We start from the raw sequence: 12,827 nt of genomic DNA, 5'->3' as shown, positions 1-12,827 counted from the left end.
AGCCTCCCTGAAAAAATCTGCACTGTGATTTTTTCAACAACCCGCTGAGAAAGGACGCTAACCATGCTGAACAAACTCAAGGAATTTCACAATAATCACCGCAGCGCTATCTATTCCCTGTTCCAACAGCTGCTGCAGAAAGAAAGCGAAGGATCTCCATTTCTGTTAAGGAGCGATATTCAGAAACTCTACAACGATTTCCTGGACTCCGAACAAGGGGCTCAGCTGAATAAGTCGATCATGAGCGAACTGTTTTCCAGCGCGCAGGAAATTTCTCGGAGCGAACCATGGATTTACCTGGCCGCGCGTGTCGCCATCGGCAAATTCCGCTACTTCCGTATTCATAGCGAAGAAGTCGAAATCGACGAGATCGATGTGACCGATTACCTGGAATTCAAGGAACGCCTGGTCGGCTATACTCCTCCTACTGATGAATTCCTCCTCGAGTTGGATATGACCCCCTTCAATCGTGATTTTCCCAAGCTGCAGGAACCCCGCTCTATCGGCAAAGGGGTTGAGTTTCTCAACCGCCAGCTGTCCAGCAAATTGTTTGTCGAAGCCAGTGACGGCGACCGGATGATGCTTAATTTTCTGCGCGTTCACCAGCACCGTGGGACACAGCTGATGCTTAACGGCATGGTCGATGACGTCGACAGCCTGCAGACGGCTTTGCGCAAAGGGGTGCGTTATCTCAATCAGGTTGATGCCGACGCCGAATGGGAGGACGTCCATGCCACCTTGGCCAGCTACGGTTTCCAGCCCGGCTGGGGCCGCAAAGTCGAGGACATCCTGGCCATGTTCCATATGCTGATGGATATCCTGGAAGCACCAGATCCGACCATTCTTGAGCAGTTCCTTGGCCGCATTCCGATGATTTTCAGTATTGTCATTGTTTCCCCCCACGGTTTTTTCGGCCAGGAAAATGTTCTCGGGCTGCCCGACACCGGCGGTCAGGTCGTCTATATCCTCGACCAGGTCAGAGCCCTGGAAAAAGAGATGAAGGAGCAAATCTATCACCAGGGGCTGGATATTGAACCGAATATCGTCGTTCTCACCCGCCTCATCCCCGACAGCCATGGAACTTCATGCAACCAGCGCGAAGAACAGATCGCCGGGACCTCCGGTTCGGTCATTCTACGGGTGCCATTTCGCAACGAAGGCGGCGAAGTGCTCAATCAATGGATTTCCCGATTTAAAATCTGGCCCTATCTGGAACGCTTCAGTCGTGAATCCGAACGTAAGCTGCTGTCTTACCTCGGGGCCAGGCCGGATCTGATCATTGGCAACTATTCGGACGGGAATCTGGTGTCCTTCTTACTGTCGCGGCGGATGAAAGTGACCCAATGTATCATCGCTCACGCCCTGGAAAAGGCCAAGTACCTGTTCAGCGGATTGTATTGGAAAGAAAACCCGGAATATAATTTCCAGACCCAGTTTACCGCCGACCTGGTCAGTATGAACGCAGCCGACTTTATTATTTCGAGCACCTACCAGGAAATCGCCGGTACCGAAGATTCCATTGGCCAGTATGAAAGTTACAGTTCCTTTACCATGCCGGCCCTGTATCGGGTGATCAACGGCATCAATATCTATGATCCAAAATTCAACATTGTTTCACCGGGCGCAGACGAGCGGGTCTATTTCCCCTATTACGAGAAGGAAAGACGCCTCACCGAGACCCATGATGAGCTCAATGAGTTGATCTTCGGCACTGCGACCGAGTTCTCGCGCGGGGTTCTGCACGACCGGGAAAAGCCCCTGATCTTCACCATGGCCCGGCTCGACAAAGTGAAAAACATTACCGGCCTGGTTGCCGCCTACGCCCAATCGCCACGCCTCAGGGAGCAAGCCAATCTGCTGGTGGTAGCCGGCAGTGTCGATCAGAATGACTCTGCCGACGCGGAAGAGCGTTACCAAATCGAAACCATGCATCGACTGTTCGAGCAGTACGGCCTTGACCAACAGGTCCGCTGGCTGGGAAAACATCTGCAAAAGAACAAGGCCGGGGAGCTGTACCGTTATGTCGCCGACCACCGGGGCGTGTTCGTTCAACCGGCGTTGTTCGAAGCGTTCGGACTGACCGTTATCGAGGCCATGGTGACCGGTCTGCCGATTTTTGCCACCATGTACGGCGGGCCGCTGGAAATCATCCAGAACGGCAAGAACGGCTTTCATATCGACCCCAACAACAATGCCGAACTGGCCGACAAACTGGCGGATTTTTTCGAACGGGTACATAAAGAACCGCAATACTGGGACAAGCTTTCTCGTGCCGCCATTGATCGGGTTCAGGAAAAATACACCTGGTCACTTTACGCGAAGCGGCTGCTGACCCTATCACGTGTGTACGGCTTCTGGAAATATGTATCCAATCTGGAGCGGGAAGAGACCAGGCGCTATCTGGAAATGTTCCATGGTCTTATGTTCAGGAATCTGGCTGCGGAAACGCACTAGCCATCATGGCTGACAGTTAAAAAAGAGAAGACCTGCCCCTTGCAAACATGGGTTATGCTGGAGTCGTTGAAACAACCGGCACAGAGCCATAACCAAGGAGACAGGTCATGACAAAGTCTATCACTTATGTTGGTTTCGATGTTCATAAAAACTCGATCGATGTCGCGTTAGCCGATGCTGGCCGCGAGAGTGAGATCCGCTATTACGGCACCATTAACGGAGATCTTGCCTCACTGGACAAGGTGATCCGTAAACTGGTCTCACGGGGAACCAGACCCTCCTTTGTTTACGAGGCCGGACCCTGTGGCTATGAAATCTATCGGCATCTGACACAGCAAGGATACGATTGCAAGGTGGTTGCCCCATCGCTGATTCCGCGAAAAAGCGGCGACCGCATCAAGAATGATCGCCGCGACGCTGAGATGCTGGCGCGGCTGCATCGTGCTGGAGAACTGACTCCGGTCTATGTCCCTTGTCTCGAAGATGAGGCGATGCGCGACTTGTGCAGAGCCCGCATCGACAGCAAAAGTGCTGAACGCAAAGCGCGCCAACAACTGGGGGCCTTTCTCCTGCGCAGCGGGTTCCGCTACAGCGGGAAAACACCCTGGAGCAAGGCTCACTGGAACTGGATCTCTTGCATCAAGATGCCGCATCCGGCCCAGCAGATCACCTTGCAGGAATATATTGATGCCGTACGTTCCTGCACAGAACGAGTTGAACGCATGACTGAACAGATTCGCCAACTTGCCGAGCCGTGGCGCATGAATCCTGTCGTCGAGGCGATTCAGGCCCTGCGAGGCGTCTCCCTGATTGTTGCGACAACAACGGTTGCCGAATTGGGAGACCTGACCCGCTTTGATCATCCTCGACAGCTCATGGCGTACCTGGGGTTGGTTCCCTCGGAACACTCCAGCGGCGAGACGGTCAAGCGTGGCGGGATCACCAAAACCGGGAACGGACATGCCCGGCGCATGCTGGTCGAAGCGGCTTGGTCGTATCGACTTCCGGCTCGGGTCAGTCGTCGGCTGCTTGAACGGCAGAGGCACCTACCGCAGGCTGTTTGGGAGATCGCCTGGAAAGCACAATTGAGGCTCTGCTCCCGCTATCGACTGCTGACCGCCAAGGGGAAACGCAGTCAGGTGGTCATTGCGGCCATCGCCCGTGAGTTATCAGCATTTATCTGGGCCATCGCCCAAACGGTGCCACGCCCGGCATAGCGAAGGAGTCAAGGAACAACGGAACCAGCTTCTGTCGCGAAAAAGCGCGGCCCCGGTAACGGAGAATCCTCGGGCCTGTTATGGGATCAGGCATTTGCCGAACTCCCGGCTCTAGCGAGAGGCAGCTCCACGACGTAGCCAAGACAGGCGGTAACCAACCCGCGAATATCAGCGTGATCTACCGTCGTAAAAAGCGGCCCCGTTTTTTCGTGACAGAGATTTAACCACAGTTTTCAAGGAGCAGTGCGTTTACTCTTGTAATTGTCAGCCATATCAGCAGACTGTTGAAAAACAGCCTGATGAGCACATGGACGGGCGTGCGGAAACAATAGCGGCCTTGTAAATCATTGATTTTGTAAGGTGGAGAAAATCGCACTTTGCTAAACATAACGAAAGGTCGACCGGCGGCAGCCAACGGCAGAGCTAGGCGGTATGGATCGGTTTTGCTCTGCAACTGATCTTGTGGTATTTTCTTCCTCCACAGTCATTCTGCGTGTGACGCGGATTGTTTTTTAAGCGAAGAAGCTTGGTTCTGAATGTGAACAACGGGGTTTGCAGGTCATCACTTCTCATCAGGAGGTAAGAACACATGCAAGCCCAGGAAAAACCGGATCGTTATGTCTCTTTCAAAGGGATCGAGTGTGAAAAAAACACTAACCAGCTGATCGCCATGTTGCGTCAGCATCTTACAGACCCGGAAAAATCCAACCCGTTCTGGGAAAAATTCGAACAGCTGCTGAAGGATGTCGAAAGCGGTGTCTCAGGCAAGGATTATCTTTTTCTGATCCATAGTTACATCAACAATCTTGAAGAATTTTTTGAAGACGTGGCGGATCAGGAAGCCCTGCGCTTACTGAAAAAAATCGAGGTCGAATGCTGCTGATCCAGCTACGCCCGTCGACTGAATTTAGCGGTCAGGAAAATCAACAACGAAATCCCCAGCCCCAGGTATAGAGGCTGAACCAGCGGCAGCTTGAAGATCCCGGCGGCAATGACACAGGTCGGGGCGATAAAGATGGAAAGCGCCCCGGCCCGTCGCAGGTCCGTACCTGGCAGGAATACGGCAAACAACAACGGAAAGCACAGGGTTGCTCCGCGCAACCCCATGGAGAGAAAGCTCCAATCCATGATCGCCGAGCCGAGGTTGAACAACAACAGAACAAAAGCAGACAGCACCACGCCTGCGGTCAAAGTCCTGAACAGTGGAAGTTCCCGGTCGCTCCCGGAAAACCAGCGCGGCAGGACATCGACTTTGAGAGTTGTGGCCACCCCGAGGGCCAAGCCGGAGGCGGTGCCTACGGCCGCAATCAGCAGCGCTGCAAAAGAAACCCCGGCCACGGCGGTTGGCAAATAGTCGAGGATAAAAGTCGGTAACGCCAGAGCGCTTTGCAACTCAGGAGCCGAGTGTCTCATAAACAGCCCGACCAGCACCCCTAACAGCCCCAGGGGCGGAATCAAGGCCGCGCTCAGCAGCGCCCCGCGCCGTGCTGTCCCCGTGTCGCGCGCGGAAAACACAGCCTGCAGATATGTCTGGGTGGAGATAACCCCGACCAGCATCGACAACAGATCAGACACCCCTTCGGAAACACCATAACCGAACAAACTGAACCAGGGAAAGCGCGGGAAGGTACTCTGCAGCCCCTGCCAACCGCCGAGTTTGTAGAAAGCCAGACCGCCGGCTGCAATCATGGTCAGGTAGATGAGAAACATCTTGATCATCCCGGTCAGGCCGGCGGCTTTCATACCGCCTCCCAGGGTGAAGAGGATCACCAACAGGGTTGAGATGCTGGCACTCCAGAGCAGGGGCAGGTCGAAAAGCACCGCCAGGATAGCGCCGCAGGCCAGCAGTTGGGCGACGATCTGAATAAACATGCCGAGGACTGAGAACAGACTGGCCACCACTCTGGCCCGTTCACCGTGATAGCGGGAAATATATTGGGGAATGGTCTCGACCTGACTTTGCCGCAACGGGACGGCCAGAAAGACCCCGAGAAAAAGACAAGCCAGCCCAGCACCAAGGGTAAACCACCAGGCAGATAGCCCCCAGATAAAGGCCAACTGCGATGTTCCGATGGTGGACGCACCGCCGACCAGGGTGCCGGTAATGGCTCCATAGACATCCCAGCTGCCTGCCCTGCGCCCGCCGAGAGAAAAATCGCTGCTGTCATGAGCCTTGGTTTTTCCACCCCAGGCAAGCAGTACAATGGTGAACAGGGTTCCGCAAAATGTCAGTAGAAAAAGTAGATTATTGCCCATGTCAAGATCCGTTGTTGGTGGTCCAGCCAATTTCCCCGCTGGCGGATTAGCCGGATTCAGACTCGTTTGATCGCGGGCCCCAGGCTGGCTCTCACGCATGAGCTGACCAATTCGCTCCCGGTCAGAAAGACCGCCGACCTGATGGTGAATCTGCTGTACGAAAAGATATGTCTTCTCGGCTGCGGAACGAGCCTTGAACAAAAGATCGAAATCAGTCTGAATCAGTTCATCTGCCGAGGAACGGCTGCAGGTCGAAAAAACCTGAACTTTTATAGCATAAACTTTGCCGGGGCGGTTGAAAAACAGCTATTGGAGTCATTGCAGCGGTTGACAAACCAAACAGCGTTCATTTATATTTCCACTTAATGAAGAGTGAGGCTATCGATTCACTCAATAAGGTTCCAAGGTGGTATCCCCCCTCCGCTGCCTTGGAGCCTTTTTTTACCTGGCGAGCAAACGTCAGCCTCCAAGCTTCGCTTTCAACTGGATAATCCTTCGGTAAGACTGTTCAATTCGCGCCTCACTTAATCGTCCTTGCCGGACCTGTTGCTTGATTGCGGTAATCGCTTTGCTGACAATGGTCTCGTCATAGGCAAGGTTGTTGCCAAAAACCAGGATATCCGTCCCGGCCTGAATCGCCCGATAGAGGATCTCGTCCAGGGAATAATATTTACTTAACGCAGCCATCTGCAGATCATCTGAAATCACCACGCCCTTGAAACCGAGTTGGTCCCGCAATAACCCGTCAATCGTTTTTGCGGACAAAGAAGCCGGATATTGCGAATCGATCCCCCTATTGAAGACATGGGCGACCATAATCGCATCGACCTGTCCCGTGGGAATCAGGGTGCGATACGGAATCAGTTCCGCTGGGGTCCAGGTCTGACTGACATCGGTGAAGCCCTGGTGGGAATCGCTCCTTGAACTGCCATGACCAGGAAAATGTTTCAAAACGGTCAGCACCCCGGCCAGTTGATGGGCGGTCATATACAACCGGGCCTGCTCTGCCACCTGTTGAGGATCGTTGGAGAAGCAGCGCTCCAGGCGGGCGATAATCGGGTTGTCCGGGTTGCTGCACAAATCGACAACCGGCGCAAAGTTCAGGTTGATCCCGGTCGTTTGCAACTGAGCAGCGATCTTGCCGGCTTCGGCCAGAGTTTGCTGGGCATCGTTCTGCTGCCCCAGTTGCCGATGAGATAAGGTCGCAGTAAATCCGTTTCGTGGGTTCAGCCGCGCAACACGGCCGCCCTCCTGATCCACGGCGATCAACAGCGGACTTTTTGACAGACCCTGCAATTCTGCGGTCAGCTGCTGCAACTGGGTGACGGAGGTAATATTCCGCCCTCGCCGCCCGGTCACAACGTCGTAATCGAACAGGATGACCCCGCCCAGCAGCCGGGTTTTGATCGCATCGCTAATGAAGCCGACCCGGACCAGATCGGTTCCGCGAAACCCAACCATCAGCATCTGGCCGATTTTCTGGTCTAAGGTCAGCACCTCCTGCCCTGCTGCGCTGTTGACAGCAAACAGACTGAGCAAGGCGCACAGCACCAGCCAAGATTTATATTTCATCGGTCAAATAATCCGCTAGGTTGAAAGTGTTGGCACAGCTGAAAATGACTGTCCAACAGAGAATTTGCCGCATTGTATTAAAATCCATGCCTTTCCAAAAGTTTAATGTTACAATCCATTAATTTTCTCTGTAGATCAAGAATAAGGACTCATTATGGCGAAGATTGACAAACTTTTTCAAATTTTACAGCAGCAGGGCGGTTCGGACCTACATCTTTCGCCGGGGAACCCACCGATGATTCGCGCTTCCGGGCAGTTAAAACCCGCCTTGAACCAGGTGCTTAATAGCGGCCAGTATCAGGCCTTGCTCTATGAAATCATGAGCGAAGCCCAGCGGAGTGAGTTCGAAGACCGTCATGACCTTGATTTTGCCTATGAGGTTGGGGCATTAAATGCCCGCTTCCGCGCCAACATCTTTATGGGGCGGCTCGGCATCAGTGCGGTTTTCAGAATTATTCCGGCTGAGATCCTCAGTGTGGAACAACTGGGCCTGCCCGAAGCAGTGCTCAGCCTGACCGAATATAAAAAAGGCCTGATCCTGGTCACCGGTCCGACCGGCAGCGGTAAATCGACCACCCTGGCCGCCATGATCGACCATATCAACGCCACCAGAAACGAACACATTCTGACCGTTGAAGATCCCATTGAATTCGTTCATCAGGCCAAGAAAAGCCTGATCAATCAGCGTGAAGTCGGCGTCCACACCGTCAGCTTCGCCTCGGCCTTGAAGGCGGCCCTGCGCGAGGATCCGGACATCATCCTGGTCGGTGAAATGCGCGATCTGGAGACCATTGAGCTGGCCATTACCGCGGCGGAGACCGGGCACCTGGTTTTCGGCACCCTGCATACCAGCAGCGCAGCAAAAACCGTAGACCGGCTGGTCAATGTCTTCCCAACCACCCAACAAGAGCAGATCCGCACCATGCTCGCTGAATCCCTGCGCGGAGTGGTCGCCCAGCAGCTGCTGCGCACCGTCGATGGCAAGCGTTGTGCGGCCCTGGAAATTTTAAAAGTGAACGCCGCTTCGGCTAATCTGATCCGGGAAGGGAAAACCTTCCAACTGCCGTCGGTTATCCAGACCGGTCGGCGCGACGGCATGCAGCTCATGGATCAAGCCCTGCAGGAACTGGTCAAAGAGAAGCGCGTGACGCCGGAAGAAGCGTCCCGCTTTGCCGTCAATAAAAACCTATTTGCCACCTCAACCCAGGCCACAGGTGAATAACATGGAAAACCAACGCATTTCCGTTGAAACCAGAGCCGTCCGCATAACCCTCCGCACCGGAGTGCAGCTGGAAGGAGAATTGTTCCTGCAGATGCATGGTGCGCATCAATTCGGCCCACAGCGGGTCGGAGAAGTTCTCAACGGCGCCGAACCGTTCATCCCATTGCGCCATGAGGGGAAAATCGACTTACTCAATCTTCACCAGGTCATCGCCGTTGAAACCCCAGCAAGTGATGAATTCGACGAACTGTTGCGGCTGGGCAAAGAGTATCGGGTCGAAGTGCACATGACTGCCGGTCCGGCGCTGCAGCTGGCGACCTTTGTCAGCCTGCCCGACGAGCACAACCGGATTAAGGACTTTCTCAATCAGGGCCGCAAGTTCCTGCTCTTCCTGCAGGACGACCGGGTGGTTTACCTGGCAGGCAAGGAGATTGTTCGGGTCATCGACTGAGCAGCGGCACTCCTGTCCTGCTTTGCAACAGAGCTGACACCTCTCAGACCCAGCGGATTCTCCTGAAAATCAGCAGCTGGATAACCACAATCACCAGCAGGAGCAGACAGACGAGCAGAAACGCAAGGGGGTTGTCGCTGCCAGGGATTCCACCGACATTGATTCCCAGCAGCCCGGTCAACAGTCCCAAAGGCAGGAAAACAGCGGTAATGATGGAGAGGATATAGAGGGTTTTATTCATCTGCGCCCCCATCCGGCTTTCCAGTTCCTCCTGGCAGACCGCAGCGCGATCCTTGGCTGAGTCGAGATCCTCCACATAGCGGGTGATCTGATCGGCGGTTTCCCTGAGCTTCGCCTTGTCAAACTCGTCAAGGATAACGTTTTTTTCCGTCTGCAGTCGATTCATCACCTCCCGCTGCGGAGCGAGATAGCGCCTTAAACGAATGATCTGCCGGCGGATCGCGCTCAATTTGCCGCGTAACTCGTAGGTCCCGCGTTCCAGCACCTCATCTTCCAACTCGTCAACGGCATCTTCCATGGTCTCGAGGACATCAGCCATGCGCCAAGCCAGTCCATTACTGAGTTGAACCAGGAAATCGCCGCAGTTCTCAGGGCCGTTACCCTGCTCAAGCCGGGAGCGAATGTCTTCGATGGCCATAAGTTTACGGTGGCGGATAGAGATAACCCGATTCGCTTCGATCCAGAGCCGGATCGAGACCATATCATCAGGTTCAGCCCCCGGATTGAGATTCACTCCGCGCAGAATGACCAGCAACCCGGCAGGATGAGAAAAACAGCGCGGCCGGGTGTCTTCAGCCAGAAACGCTTCCAGAACCAGCGGATCGATTCCGCTCTGCTGCCGCAGCCAACTGTGGGACTCGACAGCGGTATAATCCAGATGGAGCCAAAGCGCTCCTTGTTCAGCTGCCCAGGCCTGAGCTGCGGTGGCGTCAAGCGCCTTCCCATAGCCGTTGCCAAGGAGTAAATAGGCCGATACCAAAGCTGATTCCATGCACAGCTCCTGTCAGGATAAATTTGGGGGCTTTTAAGCTGCCGCAACAGTTAAAGGTGAAAATACCGGCTTAATGACAGAAGTCTGACACAAAGAGCAGGGATTTCAACCCCTTGTCGTGACGAGGATTTTGAACAACAGTCTTGGTGCAGCACAGCTCGGGGCACTTCAGCCCTGCTCACCAGTGCTCATAATGCACAATCTCAGCGAGATTTTTACGCCGTTTCACGACCGGTGTTTCCGCTGGATAGCCGAGGGTGATAATACTGAGTACATAGCGGTCATTGGGAACGCCGAGTAACGGCCGGATCCGCTCCTGGGTAAACTGGGCAACCCAGCAGGTTCCAAGCCCCTGGGCAACAGCCTCCAGAACCAGATGCTCAACACCGATAGCGGTATCGCGTAGCACCAGTTTAAGTTCCTTCTCCGGACTCTGCTCGTCGACGCTCAGCGGAACATCTGCCGCAACACGGGTCCGCGGGTCGGCCACGCAGGCGATAAAAATCGGTGCGCTGAGCATCCAGGGTTGATTTCCGCAGGCCGCAACCAGCCTCTCTTTGTGCTCCTGCTCTTTAATAATTATAAAATGCCAGGGTTGGCTGTTGTGGCCCGAAGGAGCCATTCGCGCACTCTCCAGTACCGTCTGGATAAGCTCATCGGGTACCGCTTGCGCAAGGTATTTGCGAACACTTCTTCTGGCAGCAATCGCTTCAATCATTGACCGTTCTCCAAATCCGGTGGGCAAAGCACCCCACCAACCTACCCATTAAAACAAAGATCCTCTCCAGCGCTAAATTAGCACAAGATAGATCAGAGGCAAGCTGAGAAAGGCGATGATGATGCCGAGTCCGGACATGGCCACAGCCAGGTCGGCATCCATCTTCGCGGCAATCGCCATGGCTCCGGCGGTGATCATCGGCGGCATCCCGGCTTCCAGAATAGTCACATCGTAAGCCAGCCCGGACAACCCGAACAGCCGACAGACCAGGAACACCAGCAGCGGAGCCAGCAGTAGCTTGACCGTCATGCCATAGCTGAATGGAATCAGGATATTCATATTCATGCGGATCTTCAATTGCAGACCAATGGCGGTCATGACCAGGGGAGTCAATGCCAGCGCCCCGGCTTGAAAAACCACCGACAGCCCGTGAGGGTAAGCTACCCCGCGCAGGACCAGCGCGGCAAGAAAGGAAATCATCGGCGGAAACAGGAAGATCCTGCGCAACAGCGTGCCGATCTCGATCCCCTGCCGGCCGTCACCATAGCGCGCCGCAATAAAAGAACCGTAACTGACCAGGATCAGCAAGGTTCCCAGCTGATCGTAGATAATCAGATGGGGCAGACCGGCGTCACCGAAAAAAGCCTTGATCATCGGGACTCCCATAAAACCGGTATTGCCCAGGGGAACAACCATCAGCAAGGTCCCGGTGACCGCCCTGGACCAGGCCAGTTTGCGGGCAGCAATAAGAATCACCAGCACCGACATCAGAACCATGCCCCAGGCAAACAGGGCTATGATCAGGGTCTCGACGGAGAAATCAAGTTCTGGAACCTTAAGCAGGATAAGTGCGGGCAAGGCAAGATAGACTGCGGCCCGGTTCAAGGTTGCGGCGAGGTTTGTGGAATTAAGCCGGAGCCGGCGTAGCAGCAACCCCAGAATGACGAAAAAGGCAATTTCGAAAATATTGATCATGACGGATAAAACAGGCTTTTTTAGGAAAACTGGATTTAAAGTCGTGGATCGGCGGGCAGAACCGGCCTGCCATAGGGTTTACGCCAACGCAACTGGATGATGGCAACACCAGCCAGGGTGATCACCCCGCCGACCAGCTTCAGCCAGGTCAAGGGTTCGCCAAGGAAAAAGGCCCCTGCCCCGACCCCGAAGATCGGCGTCAGCAGGTTAAACGGAACCACTTTGTTGACATCATATTTGCCGATCAGATAATACCAGAGCCCGTAGGCGCCGATGGTCGTGACCACCACCAGAAAAAGAAGACACAGCCAGGCTTTACCACTGGCATTGGTCAGCGCGGCAACCTGACCCGTTTCCACGACCGCGGAGAGCGCCAGCAGCTGAACAGAGGCAAACAACCCCATCCAGGCGTTCATGGTAAAGGGGCTGATCGGGCCGACCAGCTTGACCAGGGTGTTGCCGAGTCCCCAGGCGATAACTCCAATGATCACAACGGTAAGATGCATGGGGCTGGCCATAATGGAGGGTTCCCCGAATAGCAGCACTACCCCACCGAAAGCGATGACCATGCCGACGACTTTCCGCAAGCCGAACCGCTCCTGCAGAATCATACGGGCGAACAGCACTGAGAAAGGCACCCCGGCCATGCTCAAAATTGCCACCGTAGAGGCATCGACCTCCCTCAGTCCGAAAAAGATGCAACCGAAATGCAGACTGCCGAAGGCGCAGGAAAGCAGCGCAAGCATGGGCAGCTGTTTCCGCGGCAGCGGCACCCACCAGATCAGCAGCGCCGCAACCAGGAGAAAGCGCAGTCCGATTAAAAAAATCGGGGGAAATTCAGCAACCGCAGTCTTGATAATGGAGATATTGCTGCCCCAGATGATGGGAACCGCAATCGCTGCCAACAGATCGATTAATTTCATGCACAATCCAAAAATAAACAGCGGGTC

11 protein-coding genes are annotated in these 12,827 nt (G+C 54.5%); 5 read left to right on the top strand and 6 right to left on the bottom strand.

The genetic code is table 11. The features are described 5' to 3' along the window. Positions 1-63 precede the first annotated feature (63 nt). The 3 genes from N909_RS0122685 to cowN all read left to right on the top strand — a co-directional run bounded on the left by N909_RS0122685 (position 64) and on the right by cowN (position 4,554). Positions 64-2,454, top strand: a complete 2,391-nt coding sequence (locus N909_RS0122685; RefSeq protein WP_029918390.1) for a sucrose synthase — start codon at positions 64-66, stop codon at positions 2,452-2,454. A gap of 107 nt (positions 2,455-2,561) precedes the next feature. Next, a complete protein-coding gene (locus tag N909_RS0122680) occupies positions 2,562-3,671 on the top strand; it encodes an IS110 family RNA-guided transposase (RefSeq protein WP_029913085.1) in 1,110 nt (369 codons plus the stop codon). Positions 3,672-4,260: 589 nt separating this feature from the next. Further along, on the top strand, positions 4,261-4,554 hold the full coding sequence (cowN, locus tag N909_RS0122675) for a N(2)-fixation sustaining protein CowN (protein ID WP_029918389.1): 294 nt from the start codon (positions 4,261-4,263) through the stop codon (positions 4,552-4,554). 5 nt (positions 4,555-4,559) lie between these two features. On the opposite strand, the gene N909_RS0122670 is transcribed toward cowN, so the two are convergent. Then, entirely contained in the window at positions 4,560-5,927 is a 1,368-nt protein-coding gene (locus N909_RS0122670; protein WP_029918388.1) for a sodium:solute symporter family protein, read from the bottom strand. A gap of 459 nt (positions 5,928-6,386) precedes the next feature. Continuing rightward, positions 6,387-7,499 (bottom strand): glycoside hydrolase family 3 protein, encoded by a 1,113-nt coding sequence (locus N909_RS0122660; RefSeq protein ID WP_029918386.1) that lies wholly within the window; start codon positions 7,497-7,499, stop codon positions 6,387-6,389. A 154-nt stretch (positions 7,500-7,653) separates the two neighbouring features. On the opposite strand from N909_RS0122660, the gene N909_RS0122655 reads away from it, so the two are divergent. After that, positions 7,654-8,721 (top strand): type IV pilus twitching motility protein PilT, encoded by a 1,068-nt coding sequence (locus N909_RS0122655; protein WP_029918385.1) that lies wholly within the window; start codon positions 7,654-7,656, stop codon positions 8,719-8,721. 1 nt (position 8,722) lies between these two features. Beyond that, complete coding sequence (locus tag N909_RS0122650) at positions 8,723-9,172, top strand: hypothetical protein (RefSeq protein ID WP_029918384.1); 450 nt, start codon at positions 8,723-8,725, stop codon at positions 9,170-9,172. 43 nt (positions 9,173-9,215) lie between these two features. On the opposite strand, the gene N909_RS0122645 is transcribed toward N909_RS0122650, so the two are convergent. The 4 genes from N909_RS0122645 to N909_RS0122630 all read right to left on the bottom strand — a co-directional run bounded on the left by N909_RS0122645 (position 9,216) and on the right by N909_RS0122630 (position 12,800). Next, on the bottom strand, positions 9,216-10,184 hold the full coding sequence (locus N909_RS0122645; RefSeq protein ID WP_029918383.1) for a zinc transporter ZntB: 969 nt from the start codon (positions 10,182-10,184) through the stop codon (positions 9,216-9,218). Between the two features lie 178 nt (positions 10,185-10,362). Further along, entirely contained in the window at positions 10,363-10,902 is a 540-nt protein-coding gene (locus N909_RS0122640; protein ID WP_029918382.1) for a nitroreductase family protein, read from the bottom strand. Positions 10,903-10,974: 72 nt separating this feature from the next. Further along, positions 10,975-11,877 carry an AEC family transporter gene (locus N909_RS0122635; RefSeq protein ID WP_029918381.1) on the bottom strand — a complete coding sequence of 301 codons (903 nt, stop codon included), beginning with the start codon at positions 11,875-11,877 and terminating at the stop codon, positions 10,975-10,977. A gap of 35 nt (positions 11,878-11,912) precedes the next feature. Next, a complete protein-coding gene (locus N909_RS0122630) occupies positions 11,913-12,800 on the bottom strand; it encodes a DMT family transporter (RefSeq protein WP_029918380.1) in 888 nt (295 codons plus the stop codon). Positions 12,801-12,827: the final 27 nt, after the last annotated feature.

The organism is Pelobacter seleniigenes DSM 18267, from assembly GCF_000711225.1.
GTDB classification, from domain to species: domain Bacteria; phylum Desulfobacterota; class Desulfuromonadia; order Desulfuromonadales; family Geopsychrobacteraceae; genus Seleniibacterium; species Seleniibacterium seleniigenes.
This window is presented reverse-complemented; position numbering and strand designations above follow the sequence as displayed.